Genomic DNA, 20,600 nt, shown 5'->3' on the forward strand with positions numbered 1-20,600 from the left:
CAGCAAACTTTTATTTAATTCTTCTCAGATAATTCGTTATTAATTACCTTTTCAAATTCTGATTTAGGCAAGGATCCCATTAGTTGAATTCCATTAATATAGAATGCAGGAGTAGCATTGATTCCTAAACTTTGTCCATATTCAATGTCCGCATTAATTTTATCATGGATTGCTTGATCTTTTCTGCAGTTATTAAAATCATCAATTTTAAGACCTATTTTTTGTGCTAATGATAAGTAAGTTTCCTCATTTAATTTTTTATGGTTTTCAAACAATCCATCATGCATTTGCCAATACTTTCCTTGTTTATTTGCGCATTCTGCTGCGATAGCAGCAGGAATAGCTTCAGGATGAATTTGAACTAATGGATAATTTTTAAAGACAAATTTTATTTTATCTTTGTATTGTTTTAGAACTTCTTCAACTACTGGCTGTGCTGAAGCGCAATAAGGGCATTGAAAATCTGCAAATTCAACGATAGTGATTGGAGCATTTGCTGAACCCTTAAATGGAGCATTACTTATATCAACATTAATTTTAGGAGTAGCTGGTTTACTTGCGCCTGTAACTTCAATTTCACCTTTACTAATTGCTTGTGAAATTAAACCGCGAAAGTAACTTCCTGCAGCTTGATTTTGTAAGTAAGGCTTAACCAAAGCCTCTTGTTGCTCGGGAGTTTTTCCTTTTAATTGTGGATTTTCAGAGTTTTCTTTAATAAATTGCTTGATTTGTTCTGGAGAAATATTTGATTTTTCTTGAATAAACATTTGTTCAGCTGCATTAGTATTTGAAACGCCTTTATTTTTCATATAATCTTTAATAATTTTATCAAAATATCTTTTAGCTAATATATTTTCTATAGCTTTATATGATTGACTTTCAGCATCAAACAATGACTGCATTTCTTGAGTTGTTAAATCTGAGCGCTTTAAAGTGACTCCATTATATTTACCAAGAACATCAGATGCTGATGAAACCTTTGAAACATTGTTGCTTATTGTAGATGTAAACGAGGTTTGCCCAGTTAAGCTGTTCGACATCTTTTTATAATCATGAAAAAATAAAGGTATTGAGCCAACAACTGCTGCAGCAATAAAAATACCACCTATAATAAACTTTCCTGAAGACATATAAACTCCTTTAAAGCAAAATTCATACTTAACCCTTAATTAAGCATCATTCACATATTTTGCACACTTTTAATATTTTCAGCAAGTTCTTTAGAATATCGCTTTTCTTCATTTTTACCGTCTACTTCTGGTAAGGTTTGAGCTTTTTTAAACAATTCTAAAGCAATTGTTTTATCTCCAGATTTTTTCTTCAAAATTCCAAGATACATTGTATTTAAGCGAAACTCCGGACAAGTTTGAATTGCCTGATTAAAATAATCTTCAGCAATTTTTTTGTCTCCAAAAGAAATTAATCCTCCGGGAACTTCCTGATAATATCTGCCAAGAATCCTTAATGGACCACACCATTGGTATTTTGGGTCAATCTTTGCTGCTTCAAGCAAAGCATCTCTTCCTGGTTTTGCGTTACTTAAAGCAGAGAAAATTCCTTTCGATAGACCATAAGACCCTAAATTAATTGCATACCAGTAGTATCCTTCAACCTTCTTAGGTTCCAATTCTTTTGCTATTTTTCCTGCTTCGTATCCATATTTAAATAATTTTATTTTATCTAATTTTGGAGTAGCTTCAGAAAGAGTAAAATTTCCATAAAAATAAACTAATCTAGCTACTTTCCATGCTATGTTAAATTCTTTTGGGATTGGAGTTTCTTTACTGAGGAAAAGATAAATTTGATTTTCACCGTCAGTGTTTTCTCTATTATTCCAAAGAGAGTCTAAAAATTTTTCAGAAATTAAATCTTGAGCTTCATTATTTACTATTTCTTTATTAGTAGATTTTTCATCACTATGTGAAGGAAAAACAATAAATAAAGATACGAATAATAAAAAAAATCTTTTAATGAATTTATTTTTTAACATATGTTCTCCTAAAAACTTCTAATCATATGCGGTTAAGACTATATTTTTTTAGGAGAGCTGTAAATAAAAGAAAGGATTAAAATAATTATCTAATTGAATAAATTAAGCTAAACAAATTTTTTTCAAATCCGTTGCTTTATCTATTTTTTCCCAAGGAAAGTTATTTCTACCAAAGTGCCCATAAGAAGCAGTTTCATGATAAGTGTAACCATTTTCTTGAGGGTTCAATAGATTAAATGTTTTAACAATTCCTGCGGGAGTCATATTAAATACTTTTTGGATGGCTTCTTCAATTTTAATTCGTGCAACTTTTTCTGTGCCGAATGTATTCACATTTACACTTACAGGTTGAGCAACGCCGATTGCGTACGCTATTTGAACAAGAGCTCTATCAGCTAAACCAGCTGCAACAATATTTTTTGCTATATAGCGCCCCATGTATGCTGCGGAACGATCTACTTTTGAAGGGTCTTTTCCAGAAAAAGCACCTCCTCCATGAGCACCATGACCACCATAGGTATCAACAATAATTTTTCTTCCAGTTAATCCACAGTCACCTTGTGGACCACCAATAACAAATTTTCCAGTTGGATTAATATGGTATTTAGTGTTGGAATCTAATAGATTTTGAGGAATAGTATTTTTAATAATTTTCTCAATTACATACTCTTTAATTTCTTGTTGAGTTACATTTTCGGAATGCATTGTACTGACAACAACAGTGTCAATTCTTTTCATTTTACCGTCATGATATTCAACAGTAACTTGAGATTTTGCATCTGGTCGTAACCAATTTACATTTCCTTCTTTTCGAGCTTTTGATAAGTTTCTTAATATAGAATGTGCGTATTGAAGAGTAGCAGGCATATATTCCGGAGTTTCATTTGTTGCGTAGCCGAACATCATACCTTGATCTCCTGCTCCTTGTTCTTTATGAAGACCTTCGCCTTCATTTACACCTTGAGCGATATCCGGAGATTGTTGATCTACAGCAACAATTACACCACAGCTTCGATATTCAAAGCCGTTATCAGGATCATTATAACCAATTTCTTTTATAACATTTCTTGCTATATCAGAATAACTTTTCATTTTTCTTTTAAGTTTAAGTTCATTTGTATGAACAGTCTCAGGATTCACTGTTATTTCACCAGCAATTACCACAAGACCTGTTTTGCAAAGAGCTTCACATGCAACTCTTGCTCTTGGATCAAAAGTTAAAAGTTCGTCTAAAATACCATCAGAAATTTGATCAGCCACTTTATCAGGATGGCCTTCACTAACACTTTCTGATGTGAAATAGGTAACTTCTGGAGAAAATGTCTTGTTAAGAAGCGAGCGTTGAAACATATTGTATTTCCTTTCATATCAACCGCTGCAGAAGGGTTAACTTTAATTTATTAAAGGTAACAAAAAAAATCGGGTAATACATAAGCCGGATTCTGTTTTAAACTACAATTTCTCTTGATGCTATGTTGCCATAACATTCTTTGCAGCCAACCCGAGTGTCATTGAATCGAGCAAATTCTCCACCCCTATTTGGCCTTGCTTCGAATGGGGTTTGCCAGACTGATTGTTGCCAACCAATATCCGTGAGCTCTTACCTCACGATTTCACCATTGCCAGTCTTGCGACTTCGGCTGTTTATTTTCTGTTGCACTTTCCGTCGAGTTGCCCCGCCTGGTCGTTAACCAGCATTCTGCTCTATGAAGTCCGGACTTTCCTCACTCCTAACAAGTTAGGACGCGTTGTAGTTGAATTACCCGAATTCTCACCATTAATATCTGGAACCCAGCAAAGCAAGGAAGATTTAAAATATTTTAGCCTTTTTTTTATCTAATTGAGATTTCTATTGGCGACAAGTAGATTTTAAAACTCCACTCAGTCATTAGTTTAATGGTCTTCTCAAGACATGCAAAAAAGATATTTTAAATTGCGAATTGAAAGATATAATTCTAAATTCATTTCTAAAGAGATAAACTTGATTTTTTTATTTTTTAGTAATATTTTCTATTGGTTTATAAATTTCTCAGGATCGAAAAAAAACATGTTTGAATTTAGAAAATTTTTTTAAAAAATTTATAAGAAAGAAAAACATAAAAAGTAACAAAGTGAAATTTTTTTTAAAATAAAATTCTTTAATAATATTTTTAACCAAATAATTATTTAAAAAGTTTCTAAAGAATAATTATGATTCCTAGAGATAAGTAATACCGTATTAAAATTTATTTTGTAAATATTTCGATTGTTTATTGAGGTTAGTATGACTTATATAACAGAAAAGCTTTATTACTCTCATCCGTATCATTTTCAAGCTAAAAGCTTTTTTGAAAAAAGATCAGACGATTCTTTAGCATTAAAGCGTTCAATAGCCTATCCAGAAGGTGGGGGACAAGTTGGTGATATTGGTTCATTTCTTTTCAACGATAAATTATTTTCTTTTATTGATACAAGAAAAGTGATTGGCAAAGGTAGGACGATTATTCGAAAAGATTTTCCCTTAATCAATGTCGAAAGTGAAATTCAAATTAAAATTTCTTCTGATGATTATGATTGCTTACCAGATAGTGGAGAAATTTTAGTAAAAATTAACAAAGATTATCGGGCTTCAGTATCAATCAGTCATACTATTTCTCATTTAGTTTATCTTGCAATGAGTGAATTACGCCCTGATGTTTCTGAGAACACGAAAGGTTGTTTGATTACTCAAGATGGAGGTCGATTTGATGTATTTGTAGAAAAATTTTTAATAGAAGATATTTCTTTTATAGAAAATTTTGTCTCCAATCTATTAACTTCTAATAAAGAAATTCTAATTACAGAAATAGAAGGAGAACCTGAATGTCGAATTTGGAATTTAAGTTCTTTTAAAAAATTATTATCTTTGTTAATAATAAGAAATATCATAGCTAAAAAGCGGAGTAATGCCTACTATTTAGGCGAGGTAGGTTCTTTTGTACGTTACGAAGCGAGAATGGTATTGTCTAAGCTAAAAAAATTCGGTTGATAAAACTTAACTTTCTTTTCTAATTCGAGTTAATAGTGTAAACGATCAAGCGTGGAATTTTTTTTGATTTTTGTGTGAAAGGTGTGCCCTGTGGAAATTAAGAATTTTCAAGAATTTATTATATCTCTTTGCAATTATTGGGTTAATCATGGCTGCATTTGGAGTCAACCTTATGATGCAAATATGGGAGCAGGGACGTTTCATCCTCACACATTTTTAAAAGGAATTGGGCCGGAGCCATGGCGTTCTGTCTATGTACAGCCGTGTAGAAGACCTGTTGATGGGAGATACGGAAAAAGTCCGTATCGCTTTCAACATTACTATCAGTTGCAGGTTTTATTAAAACCTTCACCGGCAAATATTGTGGATATTTTTCTTAAATCGCTGGAACATGTTGGAATTAATTTAAAAGAAAATGATATAGGTTTGTTGGAAGATGATTGGAAAGGTCCTACCCTTGGAGCTTGGGGGCTCGGTTGGGAGATAAGAGCAAATGGCCAAGAAGTAACTCAATTTACTTACTTTCAACAACTTGGAGGTTTAGATATTGATGTTGTATGTGGTGAAATAACCTATGGTTTAGAACGTCTGTATATGTATTCAAAAGGTTATAAAAATGCTCTAGAAATACCTTTTAATGAGCATTTCACCTATGGAGATATTTTTTATCAGAATGAATTTGAATTTTCTCATTTTAATTTTAAAGAAGCAGATATTAAAGAATTGCTTGATCATTTTGAAAAATGTGAAGAAAAAGTCTCTCAATTATGTGAGAAAAATCTTGTCTTACCTGCTTACGATTATGTTCTACAAGCTTCTCATGCATTTAATCTACTAGATGCAAGAGGTGCTATTTCAGTTAGTGAGAGACAAAGATATATAGGTCGAGTAAGGGATTGTGCAAAAAAATGTGCAATACAATATAGAAGTGCAAGAGAAAAATTAAACTTTCCTATGCTAGATAGACTTGATACCGATGCTCGACAACCATTGTTTCCTTTAGGAAGTCAAAATATCTTAACCGTTCCAAAAGAAACTAAAATATACAAAAATCTTGAGCAACTAGGAAATAATGACAGAATAAATGTAGTTTTTGAACTTGGTGTTGAAGAAATGCCTCCAGCATTTCAACTTTCTGCAAAAGCAGAAATAGAAGAAAAAATTATTAATTTTATTAATACAAATAATTTAAATTGGCAAAATAATTTTTCGCAAAATTCGTCAGATTTTCCTAATTATAAAGTGGAAATTTCTGCGCGAAGACTAAGTATACAATATTTAAATATTCCTAAGCAAGAAAAATCAAGAATAGAGGAAATATGGGGCCCTGCAGAGAGAATTGCTAGAAATTCTGATGGTACTTTAACTCAAGCTGGTATAGGTTTTTGCAAAAAAAATAATATAGATTCTTCTTTAATTGAATTTAAAAAGAAAAATGATGGTACTTTTTTGTTTGCTTCAAAAGAAGTTATTGGAAGAGATTTTCCTTTACTTTTAGCTGAAAAATTTAAAGAATGGTGTTATGAATTAAAAGCACCTTTAAAAATGAAATGGTTACCGCAAAATATTAGCCCTCAATTCATAAGGCCAGTACGTTGGGTACTTGCATTAGTAAATGATCTTGTAATTGAATTTGAAATGTTTGGTATTAAGTCAGCGCGTTTAACTTGTGGACAAAGAATATTATTCCCAGAATTAACAGCTATAGATAATGCAAAAAATTATGAGAAAATATTACTTGAATTGTCAGTTGTACCTGCATTTAAAAGTAGGAAAGAAAAATTTGAAAATGATGCTATTAAATTAGCTAGGCAAGTTAACGGACAAATTAAACCTGATGATATGCTATTGAAAAAATGCTTAGGTTTATTTGAAAATCCAGATTTGTTTATTGCTGATTTTGATCCCAAATATTTACGATTACCAAAGCCTTTAATAACAAGTGTTCTTCGTGAACATATGAATTATTTTTCAGTGGTTAAAGAAAACACTAATGACTTGTTACCTTATTATATAGGCGCAGCTAATTACGCTTGTACAAAAAAAGCTGAAATGATAGAGGGAACTAAAACTGTTGTCATTGGACGTTTAGAAGATGGTGCATTTTATTATGATACTGATTTAAAAACGCCATTATTTGATTTGCGTTCTAAGCTAAAAGATCAACTATTTAATGCTAATATGGGAACATTATTTGATAAATCTGAAAGGTTGATTAAAATTTCAGCTAATATTTGCCAAGAACTAAAAGCTGATCTTGACTTTGTAGTGTTAGAAAAAGCAGCCGAATATTGTAAAGCTGATTTAAAAACAGGTTGTGTTCAAGAATTCCCAGATGAAATGCAAGGTATAATGGGTGGTATTTTAATAAAAGAACAAAATATTTTGAATAATCAATTAAAATCAGAAAAGGCTGCGAAAGCAGTTGAAGAACATTACTTACCTGTAGGAGCTTCTAGTGAACTACCAAATTCACTAGAAGGTGCTATTTTATCTTTAGCCGATAAAATTGATTCTTTATGTATGATGATCTGTCATGGTGCTGAGGTCAAAGGTAACAAAGACCCGTTTGGGTTAAGAAGACTTGCCCTTTCAATATCAAGGCTACTTGGTGTAAAGGGAGAATTAAATCATTTAAATATTTCTTTAAAATCAATAGTTGAAATATGCTTAAATGTGATTGAAGAAAGTTACGTTATAAAAAATGAAAGTCGTCAAAAAATTTATTCATTTATTATTGAACGAATGAAAGCTTCCTTAATTGAAGATTTTGATACACGTATTATTGATGCCCTATCAAAACCTTTAATAGAAGAGCATTTAATTAATGTAAGAAATTTTGCTGAAAAAATTACCCATGCTTTGAAACAAAATGGAAAAGGGTCTCTTCTTGAAGCATTAATTCCATATAAAAGAGCAAAAAATTTAACTCAAAATTGGCAAAATAAAGAAGAATTAAATATTTCACTTTTTAAAGCAAATGAAGAATTATCTTTATATGAAAATTTAAAAAGTGTAGAAAATAAAGTACGTGAATTTAAGCAAAATTCAGATTATGAAAATTTGTTACTTTCGTTAGCTAGTTTAGCAGATCCTATGTCGAAATTTTTTGAAAATGTGATGGTCAATGATCCTGACGAAAAATTAAAGAATAATCGCTTAACTCTTCTATCTAGACTTTGTTTCATGTATGAGGAAGTAGCGGATTTTTCTCTTATTCAGGTTCAATAAAATGGAATTATTAAATTCTTTTAAAGTTATTGGTAAAGAAGATATTCTTCAAAAGAAAAATAAAATTGCTATTACCTTTGGGAATTTTGATGGAGTTCATCTAGGACATATTCATCTATTAAATGAATTAAAAAAAATTTCAAAAAATAGCCCAATTGTGGTTGTCACTTTTGATCCGCATCCTGCGGTTTATTTTTCTGGTGTAAGTAAGCCGTTACTTAATACTATCGGAGATAAAGTTAAATTATTACTAGAATCAGGTGCGAGTGCAGTAGTAATTCAACCATTTAATCAAAGTTTTGCAAATCTATCTGCAGATGATTTTTGCAATTGGTTAAAGGAAAATTTTAATATTTGTGCAGTCATTTTAGGTTATGACTTTTGCTATGGTAAACAGCGTTTAGGGAATTTTGAGCATATGAAAGCATTTGCTGAAAAAGAACAGTGGGAAATTAGAAAAGCTGAAGCATTTAAGTTATACACTAGTAAAGTTGTGTCTTCGTCTTCTATTCGAGAACTTATTTCGCAGGGGCAGGTTGAAGAAGCAGAACAATTGTTAAGTCGTCCCTATTTCTTACCTGGTACTGTTGTACGAGGTGATCAACGTGGGAGATTAATAGGCTTTCCAACTGCAAATATTGATCTTCATGAAGAGTTAGTTGTTCCTAAGTATGGTGTTTATGCTTGTTTTGTTGAAATTGAATCATCAAAAGAGTTATTGCCTGCGGTTATGAATTGTGGAGTTCGTCCTACAATTGCCAAAGGTTTAAAGTTACAGATTGAAGCACATATTTTAAATTTTTCTCAAGATATTTACGGAAAAGAAGTAAAGTTTTTTCTGAAAAAATTTATCCGTGGTGAAATGAAGTTTGAAAGTATCGATCAACTTAAAGAACAAATAACAAAAGATGTTGAACAGGCGAAGAATTTATTTATGGATATTTAAATGAATAATAAGTCAATTAACACAGAAAAAAGTACTCAAAAAAATCTTCCAGTAATTGATGTTTCGAATTTTCAAAAAGATGTCCAAGTACATAAAAATATTCATCTTGATGATCCTGATTTATATATTAATCGTGAAATTTCATGGTTAACATTTAATGAAAGAGTGTTATCAGAAGCAGAGAATAAGTTAGTCCCTTTAATTGAGAGATTAAAATTTTGTATTATCTTTGCTTCTAATTTAGATGAATTTTTTATGGTAAGAATATCTGGTCTTTTGCGACTAGTTTCAAAACCAAGCAATTCTTTATACTATGATGAAGAAGATTCTGAAGAAATGCTTGATGAAGTAGCAATAAAAGTAAGGGGATTATTAAAACGTCTTTCTAAATGCTTACAGAATGAAATTCTACCTGAACTTGGTTTGAACAATATAACAATTCCAAGATTTGGAGAATTAACAAGATCTGAAGAAGAAAAATTAGATATTCATTTTGAAAGTCAAGTTTTTCCTGTTTTAACTCCGCTAGCAATAGATCCTGCTCACCCCTTTCCTTATTTATCAAATCTTTCTTTGTATCTAGCTGTTACTTTTGAGGGTGTTTCGGATAATGGCGAGCCATTACTTGCACTTGTTGAAGTTCCTCAAAAAATTATGCGTTTAATTCCAATTTCACAAAAAGTAAGTAAACAAAGATTTTTTTTACTTGATGAACTTATCAAAAATTATATGCCAACTCTTTTTCCATGGACTCAGGTAACAGGAGCATATGCGTTTAGAGTAACAAGAAATTTAGATTATCAATTACTTGATCATGAAGTAAAAGATTTAATGAAGTCTATTGAATATGAATTAAAAGATAGAGAGCAAAAAACTGTTGTAAGGCTAGAATATGAAAAAAATATGCCTGATTGGTTGCGAAATAAATTAGCCGCTGTTTTAGATTTAGATTCTTCTGATCTGTATGAAATTGAAGGAATGATTAATATCCGAGATTTAGCTCCGTTACTAAAAATTGAAAGATTAGATCCATATTTAAAAGATGAAGCTTTTAATCCAAGATTGAATATCAATTTAGTAGATGCCAGTAGAGATATTTTTGATATTATAAAAGAACGCGATATATTATTACATCACCCTTATGATTCATTTGCAAGTGTTTTAGATTTTCTTCGTAGTGCAGCGAAAGATGAGAAAGTTTTAGCTATAAAACAAACATTATATCGATCTGGCGGAGATTCTCCAATTATTGAGGCGTTAGCTAATGCCGCAGAAAGAGGAAAACAAGTAACAGTTGTGGTAGAATTGAAAGCACGTTTTGATGAAGCGAATAATATTGAATGGGCAAAAAGACTTGAAAGAGCAGGAGCGCATGTCGTTTTCGGTTTTATTGACTTAAAAACCCATGCAAAATGTACATTAGTTGTAAGAAAAGAAAAAAATAATTACTTACAAAAATATGTCCATTTATCAACTGGAAATTATAACAGTTCAACTGCAAAACTTTATACTGATATCGGTCATTTAACAACTGATCCAATATTGTGTGATGATGTAGCGAATGTTTTTAATTTTATCACTGGTTTTAACATACTTCGTGATCAAGATTTAACTCAAATGAAAATTCCACATTTTGAAAAAATTAAAGTAGCTCCTTTTCGTTTAAGAGAGCAAATTATTCAAATGATAGAAAATGAAAAAAAGAAAAACTGTTCTGAAAATCAATCACATATTATATTTAAAATGAATTCTTTAGTTGATGTAAAATTATGTCAGGCATTATATCGGGCTAGTCAAAAAGGAGTGAAAATTGATTTAATTATTAGAGGTATTTGTATCTTAAGGCCTGATGTTCCCGGAGTATCCGAAAATATTCGTGTAATAAGCGTGATTGATAGATTTCTAGAGCATTCAAGAATATTTTGGTTTAAAAATGGCGGAGACCCTCTAATTTTCTGTGGTAGTGCTGATTTAATGGAACGAAATATGGATCGGCGAATTGAAATTGTTTGGCCCATAGAAAGTCCCGAGTTAAAGTCTAAATTAACAGGAATTTTAACTACATTTTTATTAGATAACTGCAAAAGTCATGAAATGCAAAGTGATGGTACTTATATAAGAAAATTACCTATTTTGAATGAAAAAGTATATCGAAGTCAAGATAAATTTATTGAATATGCAAGACGTTATGGTATAAAATCTATAGCCTACGATCAGGCAATTAAGCCTTTATTTGAAAAAAAGGATTTTGATCGCATTCCTGAAAGATTTATTCCTTCATTAGTTGTTGAAGAATTAAGCGCAAAAAGTTCTAAGAAAAAGAAGAAAAAGTAATGTTGAATTTGCCGGATAGAAAAGTATTTGAAAAAAAAAGAATAGCTGCAATTGATGTTGGATCAAATAGTATACATATGCTTATTGTAGATATGGAATCTATAAATTCTTTTACTATAATTGCTTCAGAAAAAGACCAAGTAAGATTAGCTGCTTCTATTGATGATGATGGTAATTTAACATCTGATGCCTTAAATAAAACAATAGTTGTGTTAAGAAAAATGAAAGAAGTAGCGGATAGCCTTAAAGCTCAAATCAGAGCGGTGGGGACTAGTGCATTGCGTGAGGCTAAAAATTCATCTGATTTTGTTGCAAAACTATACAAAAAAACAGGAATCGATGTTGAAGTGATTTCTGGACACGAAGAAGCCCGCTTAGTTTACTTAGGAGTGCAACAAGGTTTACCTATTCATGGGAAATCTACACTTATAATTGATATTGGTGGAGGATCAACTGAAATTGTTGTTGGACAATGGGGTGAAGAGCGTTTTGCAACTTCCCTAAAATTAGGTTGTGTACGTTTGACGCAAATGTTTCTTGCAAGTGATCCTTTAAGTGATGAGCATTTAAGATCTTTAGAATTATATATCAATACTAGACTAGAGCCCGTTCTTTCAGAGGTTGAAAGAATTGGATTTGATATAGCCGTAGGTTCTTCAGGAACAATAAAAGCAATAAAATCTTTAGTGCTTGGGATTTTGAATACCCCTCCCCTTCAAACTATGCATGGTTCAGTTTTAACTGCAAAAGAAATTTGGCTAGCAAAAGAAGCCTTGTTAAAGGCGAGATCATTAAAAGAAAGAAAACAACTTCCAGGCTTAGACACTAAAAGAGCGGAAATTGTTGTTGCTGGACTGTTTGTTTTAAGTTCCATAACCAAAATATTGGGAATAAGGGAATGGACTATTTCATTAACAGCTCTTCGAGAAGGAATTCTTTTTGATACTATTTTGCGGGATGGGGTGTGGTTACAAGGTGATACAACTGATGTCCGTTGGAGATCCGTCCGTTCATTTGGCCAAAAGTTTCATATTGATGAAGCACATGCTTTTCATATTACTTCCTTTGCTATTAGTCTATTTGATCAACTTTTATTTAAGCACAATTTATCTAGTGCTTGGCGTGAGTTCCTAAGATCAGCGGCTTATTTACACGAATGTGGTTTATTTATTGGTCATACTGGACACCACAAACATACTTTTTATTTTATCAGAAATGCTTCTCTCCCTGGGTTTACTACAAGGGAAATGCAAATAATTGCAACAATTGTACGTTATCATAGGAAAAGAATGCCCAGAGAAAGTGATGAAGTATACTGTGATTTTGACAAAGAAATTCAAAAGGCAGTTAATATTTGCGCGGCAATTTTACGACTTTCTGTTTCTCTAGATAGAGGTCGGCAAGGTAAAATACAAGAGATTATTGTAAGAGAAAATTCTAATAGTAAAATGAGTTTGGTTGTTTATTTAAGAGCAACTCATGATATCGAACTTGAAATGTATGAGGCAGCAATTGAGAAAAAAGCATTTGAAAATGTTTTTTCATGTTCCCTTGAATTAATGTTAGAGCAATAAATTTTATAATAAGTAAAGGGAAGATAACATTGAATCGTAAACAGTACTTTAAAATTTATATCTTAGTATTTATTGCCTTATATTCAGAGTTTAATTTGGCAAATCAAGAAATGTTTGTTAATATTCCTTTAGATAAAAAATATGATGAAGAATCTAGTAACGTTGTTATTGGGCAGAATCAATGTAAAACTATTGAAAACGGAATTTCAGGAAGAATTGTTCTTGAAAATTCCAACATCAATAAAAATGATCAATATAAAAATATTGTTATTCGCATTTTAGGAGTAGATTATACTAAACCTGATGGTATTTTCTACGAATATTATCCGAGTGATAATGGGTGTTTTAATTTAACAAATATACCTATTGGTAGTTCTATTATTTTAAAAATTTGGGATACTAATAACGTTTACTACTCAAAAACTGTCAATGTTTATGCAAATGCGAATTCTAGTTTTTATGAAATTCCTTTAAGTTTAGAAAGTAAAATATCCTCAGAATCAAGAACTGCTTTAGTATCTTCCCAATTTTATAATAAAGCAGGAATTTGTGGACAAGCTATTGGCTTACCGCCTGGGGACTTATTGGGAACTAGCATTTATGTAGAAAATGCGAATAAGAAAATATTTCAAGCAAATTATTCTAATGATTTTTATATTAGTTCAGCAAATTTAAAAACTCTTTCTATGAATGGCTACTTTTGTGTATTTAATTTAGACTCTTGTAGTAAAAATGAAGAAAATTGTTCGGATAATCCAAATTATAATTTGTATTTTACTTTAAAAAATGGTGAGAAAAAAAGATTCAATTTAATAATACCAGCTACTTCTTTTTCAGATGGAAATTTCTTTGATCTAACTGCAGGAGTTCTTAGACCAACAGAGCTTTATTCATTAAACGATGTTAACTCTTATTCTTGGATAAATGAGAAAGACAATGCAAAACCCTTCTTATTTAATAAATTGGTTTTAGACAACTCTGAGCTAAATAAGCTAAGTTATTTTGCTACTGGAGATAACTTTATTAGAATTAACTACTCTTTGTTAGATCAAAATAATTTCAATCAGTTTTTCATAATAAAACCTAAAGAAGAAATATATACCCAAGATATGTATAATAGAATTAAAAATTATGATAATTATATTGAAGGGGAAGTTTTTGTCGACGAAAAAAATCCTTTAAAATTAAAAATATTTGATCCTAAATATGTGCATATTAGTAAAAATACACTAGATCTTATGGGGAATAAAAAATTTGGTTCGATATTTTTTAGTTTAGATTTAAAAAAATATAATATTGATAATAGTTTTGTAAAGATAGAAGTTAGAAATATGAATGGGCTCCTTGTTGCAGAAAGTTCTGTTTCATCTGATAAAAATAATAACTTAGAAATAGTTAAATCTAATACTTTAGAATTAAATGGTGTTGTGCATAGTTTAGAACCTGGCTTATATCAATTTTTCTTAAAATCAAAAGATAGCAATAATAAGGAAATTCTTTTTACAACTTTTATTCAGTCTTTTTCAGGAAGAACTCAGGTTGTAACTGAACCATTTGATCAATTAAGCATTGCTGAAAGTTTGCAAGAAAAAAGAACTTATGTTTTAAACTCTTCCACATTTAAATTGGAAGAAAATATCATACCTTGGAATAATGAGATTTATAAAGTTTTTTTAGACTCTGATTTGTTAATAGAAGGTATTATACCTAGTAATAATGCAGATATAAATGAAAATATAGTTTTGAAAAATGAAATACGAAATAATATTTTTGCGTTGTATTCGGCAGAAGAGCTTTGTTTATTACCTAAAGATTTAGACTCAAAGAATGAAGTTACTCAATATAGTAATCAACTAAGTGATAATTTAGTTGAAATTGATATGATGAAATACTATAAATCATAGTTACTTTGGAGGCTTATTCCAGAAGCCAAAAAAACCTCCGCATATTCCTGGAGGTTTAGTAAAATTACTTAATGCTAACCACTCAATAGAATTAGTATAGGTAACTTTCTTATTACCTACTTTACCTGAGTATAAAGTTAATATTATTTTTTTTTCAAGTTTACTTAATTTTTCTGAGGAATTTTTCGTTATTCTAGTGTCATAAATTTTTATTATTTCAACTCCAAAATTGGACTCTGTTTCTGCTAAAGAGTAGTAAAATGTCTTAATTAAATCTTTGTCTAAAGGAAAATCAGTAAGTTTAAGCGCAACTTTTCCAAAAGTATCTATGTATTTTTCTTCAAATTTATTTTTTTTTGCCATTGATTGAAAAGGTAATAATAGCATACTAAAAAGTATTTTTTTTCCGATTTCTCTTCTTTGAATTAGCATACCATTTCCTATATAAGATTTTTCTTTATAAAATCTGCGCATCTTAATGATAAAGCAGCAATAGTTAATGTAGGATTCGCTGAACCAGTAGTAGGCATGACTCCGGATCCAACAAGGATTAAATTTTTATGGTCATGGGTGACTAAGTTTTTATCTACCACAGAATCTTTTGCATTATCTCCCATTCGATAAGTACCCATGACGTGACCTGCTCCATACCAATTATTCGAGATTTTTATATTTGTGCAATTACTTTTTTCAAGTATTTCTATACACTTTTTAGTTGCATCTGAAAAACTTTTCTTTGTATATTCATCCAATGAAAAATGTATTTCTGGATGAGGAATGCCAATTGTATCAAATTTTTCTTTAGAAGGAACTATTCTGTTTTCGGGATTAGGTAACATTTCAGTTAGAACTGATAAAGAAACTTGTTTAGAGGCAATTTTATTAAATTCTTCTTTTAATTGTTTTCCATAGAAACCCTGATCAAGCAAACTAGTTAATAAAGGTTGAAATCCTCCTTCTGGAAAATTCCATCCATCATTTAGTAATTCTATTCTATACGAGGCAAAATGTTTTCGAAACTCCCCTATTCTAAATTTATCAATACCCGCTGTGGATAAGGGTGATCGAAATGGATAAATAGGTTTGGGAGTTGAACCATAGATTAAAATAATGGGATGATCTGCTAAATTGCGTCCAACTTGATCACTAGTGTTTGCAATTCCATTTTTAAAATTTTCTGTTTTTGACATCAGTAATAATTTAGCAGTTTCAATGCTGTTGGCAGCTAGAATAAATATTTTACCCTGGATGCTTTCAATTTTTTTATCTGGTTTTTTATAATTTATGGCAGTTATTTTTCCTGTAGTATCACTTACAACTTCATAAGCTACTGCATTAGTTATCAGTTTAGCTCCATGCTTAATTGCTTTATTTAAATGAATAGTTGCATCATATTTAGCTTGTACAGGGCAGCAAGGAATACAGCTAGCACTACCACAGCAAGCTGGACGTGAATCGAATTCAACAGAATTTCTAGCTTGAGGACTATGGCAAATTTTATAATCGGTATCTTTTAAACATTCAGTAAAATATTTATCGCTTAGTGTAAATGGAATTTCTGGCAAGGGGTAAGGATTTTTTCTTGGAGATCCTAAATCTTCATTATTATTTCCAGAAACACCGAGTTCCTGCTCTGCTTTAAAATACCATTCTTCTAGATCTGAATATGAAATAGGCCAATCTATTCCAAGATTAAAATTTGTTTTCATTTTAAAATCTTCTGGAACAAGGCGTAAGCATGTACCCAACCAGTGCCATGTAGTACCACCAGCAACCCTTAAATATGTACTTTTAAAATTTTCTTTTCCTTTATTAATAAAATAATTACTATTTATTGTTGTGGGATAAGGTGCATGTGGTTGAATTTGATAAGCAGATTCAGGTATTTTGATAGCTGTTTCATAATATTTTTTCATTGCGTGCGATCTATCTGGAAATGTACCGGCTTCCAGAATTGTTACTTTTATTCCATGTTTACTTAATTTATAAGCAATAAGTGAACCGGCTACACCTGAACCGACAATGACGACATCACTATAGTTATTAGACATAAGCACCTTTTGTTTTTAAAAATTTGTACTTAATCTAATTATTTAAGTCAACAAATAATTATTTTTAACAAAAGAATACTAATTTTAATTTTAGAAAAATAAATACAAAAAAGGTTTTTAAAATTTTTCATCAATTCCATTTTTTTTAATTATCGCATTTCGAGCGAGCTCATCGCACATATCATTATATTCATTGCCTGAATGACCTTTTACCCATTGCCAACTCAAGTGATGTTTTCTTTGCAGAAGAGAAAGTTGCATCCAAAGTTCAATATTTTTCACTGGCTTACCTGATTTTGTTTTCCAACCATTTTTTTGCCAATTTTCGAGCCATTTTTCAGTAAAACCATTTTTGACATACTGACTATCGGTGATAATAAGAACAGGCATAGGGCGAGTAAGGCTTTCAAGTCCTTTTATCACCCCAGTCAGTTCCATTTTATTATTCGTTGTATACTGCTCATAACCTGAAATGCGTCTACGTAACTCATTATATAAAAGTACGCAGGCCCAACCACCTGGACCAGGATTCCCAGAGCAAGCACCGTCTGTATAAAGCGTAACTTGTGAAGTCATTGTATAATGTGCTTTCATCGAGAACTGCAAAGAATTTTGCAGTTAAATTTTAGTAAAAATTGAAAGAGAAATTGAATGCAAGCAGATTTACCACCACAAACTGAGAAAATCCACATAGAAAAAACTTATCCCATGGTGGATGATGTCTCAGCAAAATTAGTTCCCATAAAGAGTGAAAATCTAACTTTTCCTCGAACAATTTTTACACTCGGTATTTATAATGAAGTTTTAACTGGTGCAACCAAAACAAATTATGATGCTACCGGCTATGGATTTTCAATGGGAATGTCGCATAAGATTAGAGGGATGTGGAAAGGAGGGTTAGATTTTCGATGGTCAGATTGGGCTTCGAAACGTTCTGATAACCCTGATTTAAGTCCTTTATCGATCTATTCAAAAATTGAAGGTGCTCCATCATTTAATTTTTTATGGGGTGATAGTGTTGAAAAATATTTTCAGCCTTTTTTCACAGGAGGATTGGGATATACTTTGTTTTTTAGTAGTCGATCATGGTCAGCAATTCAATCAAGATCCTCTTTAGGTCAATTTTCTCTTACGTATGGTATAGGATTTCGTGTAAAGTTAAGTAATTCGTTTGCAATTAATACCATTTTTGAAAATTGGCGTGGTATTCAAACGTCAGACTTTACTGCTCAAATCTACAGAATGGAGCTGGTTTTTGGTGATGTTGAGAATTATTAAATCTGTTATTTTTTTAGTTACTTTAAGTTTTTCTGCATTGTATTCTCAAAAACTTCTTCTTACAAATCCTGTTGGCAAACCATTGCCAGAAGGATCTGTAGTTTTTAAAAATCGCTCTATAATGAGCTGTGGACAAAAAACTGGATTATCAGTTTATACATCTCTTGATATTCAAGCTATTTTAAGTATATCTAATTTACTATCCCAAGATAAAATTTCATTGACAACAAATTGGGATACTTTTACTCCAAGTTTTGCTTCAACGTCATCATCACTAAATGAAAAAGATTTTTTAACATATCCAGCAGATGTTCAACGAATAATTTTTTTATGCTTAACTTGGGATGAAAGTTATCGATTAAAATTATTTAATATTCCAATTGAAGCATTGGATGATATCTCTAGTGAAGTTATTAAAAAGAAACCATGGCAAAATTTACAGAATGAAGTTGCCGAAAGAATAGACGCTTTTTCTAAATTTACAATTCGAGATTTTGTTCATCTTGTATTGAGAGCAAATACTTTTTACTACGTTAGAGGAGGATTAAATAAAAATCCAACTTTATGGTCGACTTCTTTTGTTTGGAAGGTTCCATCAACTGTGATAAATAAAAATTCTGAAAGTATTAAAGATGAATAAAAAAAATACCCATTTAATTATTTATAAATGGAAGAACTCTTTTCATAAAGTAACGTTGGAAAATGATTTTTCTTTTCAAAACTTTAAAGATGAAAATATTACCAAAGAAGAGTTTAATTCTTTTCTTCCTTCACCCGAATTAGCTGAGTTAATGTTTAACTTGGCTGAAAATGATCCTTATATTTGTTCATTAAGTAATCTAACAAAATTTGTTGAAAAATTTTATCAGAATAAAAATGAAGAATATTATAATTCAATTTTTCTGTATATTGAAGATGGAAAATTAATTTCATTTTTAAATGTAGTAATAAATTATGATGTAGCTGAAATTGATTATATTTTTTCTGGTAGACAGTATAGAGGAAAGGGAGTGGCAAATTTTTTACTCAATATATTGTTAAATGTTATGACAAAACAAGAAAATTATAAGAAGAATAGAGTACTCCTTGAAGTTGGGATAAATAATATAGCGGCTTTAACTTTCTATAAAAAATTCGATTTTAAACAGATTGCAACAAGAAAAAATTATTATAAAAATAAAGAAGATGCAGTTATTATGGAGAAAAGTTTGTGAAAGTAGGAATATTTCATACAGCTTTTTTAGGTGATTTAGTGCTTGCTAGTTTATTAATTGAAGGTTTATTTTTAGAAGGACATGAAGTATATTTAATTACAAAAAAATTGGCAGCTCAATTTTATCAAGAAGATAAAAGATTAAAAAAAATTATCACGGTTAATAAAAAAAGTGGTTTAAAAAAAATAAATTCAATATTTGAAATAGCACAAGATATTTCAGATTTAAATTTAGATATGTTACTTGTTCCACATAAATCGATAACAACATCTTTGATTGTCTATTTTGCAAAAGTAAAAGAAAAAGTTGGCTATAATGATACAGCCCTTTCTATGGTCTATTCGCAATTAAGAAGTTTTGTGAAAGAAAAACATGAATGTTTGCGTTGTTTAGATATTGCACCTGAAAGCTTAATCAGTAATAAAATTAAAGAAAATTTACTTAAATTATCCCGTCCAGTTTTAAAAGAATCTAATAATTTAGTCGTTTTTATCGAAAAAAATCCAAAATTTTTACACAACAAACAGGAATTCTTTATTGTTTCTCCAGGATCAGTTTGGGCAACGAAAAAATATCCTGCAAAACATTTTGCTAAATTAATTGAAGAAATATTGAACTTAAATAAAAATTTATTTTGTATTTTAGCAGGAGGAAAGCAGGACTACGATGATGTACAAAATGTTTTAAGCAATATTGAAAATAAATTATTGTTAACTAGAGTTTTAGAAACTGCGTCCTATTTGCCTTTACAGGAATTTACAAATTTAGTAGCAAAGTCAGCATTTGTAATTGCTAATGATTCAAGTCCTGTGCATATTGCATCTGGTTTTAATATTCCTATCTTAAGTATTTATGGGCCTACGTCTTGGACGTTTGGTTTTTATCCAACTTCAGAAAAAAGTATATATTTAAATTATAAAGACTCAAACAATAATTTGTTACCCTGCCATCCTTGCTCGCCACATGGAACAAAACAATGTCCGAAAAAACATTTTAAATGCATGGAAGAGCTTTCTCCGTATATTTTGCTACAATCAGTTAAAAAGTTGGTGCCACAGTTTTTCTAAAGGT

At 30.6% G+C, this 20,600-nt stretch carries 16 protein-coding genes and 1 other RNA gene; 10 read left to right on the forward strand and 7 right to left on the reverse strand.

What is annotated here, in order from left to right:
• Positions 1-14: 14 nt before the first annotated feature.
• From QEJ31_RS07960 to rnpB, 4 genes are all read right to left on the reverse strand, one after another.
• Positions 15-1,130, reverse strand: coding sequence for a thioredoxin domain-containing protein (locus QEJ31_RS07960; protein WP_280593253.1), 1,116 nt, complete (start codon positions 1,128-1,130; stop codon positions 15-17).
• Positions 1,131-1,180: 50 nt separating this feature from the next.
• Complete coding sequence (locus QEJ31_RS07965) at positions 1,181-1,990, reverse strand: hypothetical protein (protein ID WP_280593254.1); 810 nt, start codon at positions 1,988-1,990, stop codon at positions 1,181-1,183.
• Between the two features lie 102 nt (positions 1,991-2,092).
• Entirely contained in the window at positions 2,093-3,340 is a 1,248-nt protein-coding gene (gene metK, locus QEJ31_RS07970; protein ID WP_280593255.1) for a methionine adenosyltransferase, read from the reverse strand.
• 65 nt (positions 3,341-3,405) lie between these two features.
• Positions 3,406-3,757: RNase P RNA component class A (gene rnpB / locus QEJ31_RS07975), an RNA gene on the reverse strand.
• A 496-nt stretch (positions 3,758-4,253) separates the two neighbouring features.
• Here rnpB and QEJ31_RS07980 point away from each other — a divergent pair.
• From QEJ31_RS07980 to QEJ31_RS08005, 6 genes are all read left to right on the forward strand, one after another.
• Positions 4,254-4,997 carry a hypothetical protein gene (locus tag QEJ31_RS07980; protein ID WP_280593256.1) on the forward strand — a complete coding sequence of 248 codons (744 nt, stop codon included), beginning with the start codon at positions 4,254-4,256 and terminating at the stop codon, positions 4,995-4,997.
• A 90-nt stretch (positions 4,998-5,087) separates the two neighbouring features.
• Entirely contained in the window at positions 5,088-8,228 is a 3,141-nt protein-coding gene (glyS, locus tag QEJ31_RS07985) for a glycine--tRNA ligase subunit beta (protein ID WP_280593257.1), read from the forward strand.
• 1 nt (position 8,229) lies between these two features.
• The gene (locus tag QEJ31_RS07990) at positions 8,230-9,174 is read left to right on the forward strand and encodes a bifunctional riboflavin kinase/FAD synthetase (protein WP_280593258.1); all 945 of its coding nucleotides are present in this window, start codon (positions 8,230-8,232) and stop codon (positions 9,172-9,174) included.
• Positions 9,175-11,508, forward strand: coding sequence for a polyphosphate kinase 1 (gene ppk1 / locus QEJ31_RS07995; protein WP_280593259.1), 2,334 nt, complete (start codon positions 9,175-9,177; stop codon positions 11,506-11,508).
• Complete coding sequence (locus QEJ31_RS08000; protein ID WP_280593260.1) at positions 11,508-13,082, forward strand: Ppx/GppA phosphatase family protein; 1,575 nt, start codon at positions 11,508-11,510, stop codon at positions 13,080-13,082. The genes ppk1 and QEJ31_RS08000 overlap by 1 nt, the downstream gene beginning before the upstream one ends.
• 29 nt (positions 13,083-13,111) lie before the next feature.
• On the forward strand, positions 13,112-14,986 hold the full coding sequence (locus QEJ31_RS08005) for a hypothetical protein (protein ID WP_280593261.1): 1,875 nt from the start codon (positions 13,112-13,114) through the stop codon (positions 14,984-14,986).
• On the opposite strand, the gene QEJ31_RS08010 is transcribed toward QEJ31_RS08005, so the two are convergent.
• From QEJ31_RS08010 to rnhA, 3 genes are all read right to left on the reverse strand, one after another.
• Positions 14,987-15,418: a sugar dehydrogenase complex small subunit gene (locus tag QEJ31_RS08010; RefSeq protein ID WP_280589197.1), complete on the reverse strand. Its 432-nt coding sequence runs from the start codon at positions 15,416-15,418 to the stop codon at positions 14,987-14,989.
• Between the two features lie 8 nt (positions 15,419-15,426).
• Positions 15,427-17,037, reverse strand: a complete 1,611-nt coding sequence (locus QEJ31_RS08015) for a GMC family oxidoreductase (protein ID WP_280589198.1) — start codon at positions 17,035-17,037, stop codon at positions 15,427-15,429.
• Between the two features lie 117 nt (positions 17,038-17,154).
• Positions 17,155-17,631: a ribonuclease HI gene (gene rnhA / locus QEJ31_RS08020; RefSeq protein WP_280589200.1), complete on the reverse strand. Its 477-nt coding sequence runs from the start codon at positions 17,629-17,631 to the stop codon at positions 17,155-17,157.
• 57 nt (positions 17,632-17,688) lie between these two features.
• Between rnhA and QEJ31_RS08025 the strand changes: the two genes are divergently transcribed.
• Genes QEJ31_RS08025 through QEJ31_RS08040 form a run of 4 tightly spaced genes read left to right on the forward strand, consistent with a single transcriptional unit; the run spans position 17,689 to position 20,596 of the window.
• Positions 17,689-18,315, forward strand: coding sequence for a hypothetical protein (locus QEJ31_RS08025; protein WP_280589201.1), 627 nt, complete (start codon positions 17,689-17,691; stop codon positions 18,313-18,315).
• Positions 18,299-18,955: a hypothetical protein gene (locus QEJ31_RS08030; RefSeq protein WP_280589202.1), complete on the forward strand. Its 657-nt coding sequence runs from the start codon at positions 18,299-18,301 to the stop codon at positions 18,953-18,955. The genes QEJ31_RS08025 and QEJ31_RS08030 overlap by 17 nt, the downstream gene beginning before the upstream one ends.
• Complete coding sequence (locus QEJ31_RS08035) at positions 18,948-19,529, forward strand: GNAT family N-acetyltransferase (protein ID WP_280589204.1); 582 nt, start codon at positions 18,948-18,950, stop codon at positions 19,527-19,529. Before QEJ31_RS08030 ends, QEJ31_RS08035 begins: the two co-directional genes overlap by 8 nt.
• Positions 19,526-20,596 carry a glycosyltransferase family 9 protein gene (locus QEJ31_RS08040; protein WP_280589206.1) on the forward strand — a complete coding sequence of 357 codons (1,071 nt, stop codon included), beginning with the start codon at positions 19,526-19,528 and terminating at the stop codon, positions 20,594-20,596. Before QEJ31_RS08035 ends, QEJ31_RS08040 begins: the two co-directional genes overlap by 4 nt.
• Positions 20,597-20,600 lie beyond the last annotated feature (4 nt).

It is taken from the genome of Pigmentibacter sp. JX0631 (assembly GCF_029873255.1).
GTDB lineage: Bacteria > Bdellovibrionota_B > Oligoflexia > Silvanigrellales > Silvanigrellaceae > Silvanigrella.

Excerpts from the sequence above, each read along its gene's own strand:
- QEJ31_RS07960 (WP_280593253.1), bottom strand. The coding sequence starts at position 1,130 with ATGTCTTCAGGAAAGTTTATTATAGGTGGTATTTTTATTGCTGCAGCA.
- QEJ31_RS07965 (WP_280593254.1), bottom strand. The coding sequence starts at position 1,990 with ATGTTAAAAAATAAATTCATTAAAAGATTTTTTTTATTATTCGTATCT.
- metK (WP_280593255.1), bottom strand. The coding sequence starts at position 3,340 with ATGTTTCAACGCTCGCTTCTTAACAAGACATTTTCTCCAGAAGTTACC.
- QEJ31_RS07980 (WP_280593256.1), top strand. The coding sequence starts at position 4,254 with ATGACTTATATAACAGAAAAGCTTTATTACTCTCATCCGTATCATTTT.
- QEJ31_RS07990 (WP_280593258.1), top strand. The coding sequence starts at position 8,230 with ATGGAATTATTAAATTCTTTTAAAGTTATTGGTAAAGAAGATATTCTT.
- ppk1 (WP_280593259.1), top strand. The coding sequence starts at position 9,175 with ATGAATAATAAGTCAATTAACACAGAAAAAAGTACTCAAAAAAATCTT.
- QEJ31_RS08000 (WP_280593260.1), top strand. The coding sequence starts at position 11,508 with ATGTTGAATTTGCCGGATAGAAAAGTATTTGAAAAAAAAAGAATAGCT.
- QEJ31_RS08010 (WP_280589197.1), bottom strand. The coding sequence starts at position 15,418 with ATGCTAATTCAAAGAAGAGAAATCGGAAAAAAAATACTTTTTAGTATG.
- QEJ31_RS08015 (WP_280589198.1), bottom strand. The coding sequence starts at position 17,037 with ATGTCTAATAACTATAGTGATGTCGTCATTGTCGGTTCAGGTGTAGCC.
- rnhA (WP_280589200.1), bottom strand. The coding sequence starts at position 17,631 with ATGAAAGCACATTATACAATGACTTCACAAGTTACGCTTTATACAGAC.
- QEJ31_RS08025 (WP_280589201.1), top strand. The coding sequence starts at position 17,689 with ATGCAAGCAGATTTACCACCACAAACTGAGAAAATCCACATAGAAAAA.
- QEJ31_RS08030 (WP_280589202.1), top strand. The coding sequence starts at position 18,299 with ATGTTGAGAATTATTAAATCTGTTATTTTTTTAGTTACTTTAAGTTTT.
- QEJ31_RS08035 (WP_280589204.1), top strand. The coding sequence starts at position 18,948 with ATGAATAAAAAAAATACCCATTTAATTATTTATAAATGGAAGAACTCT.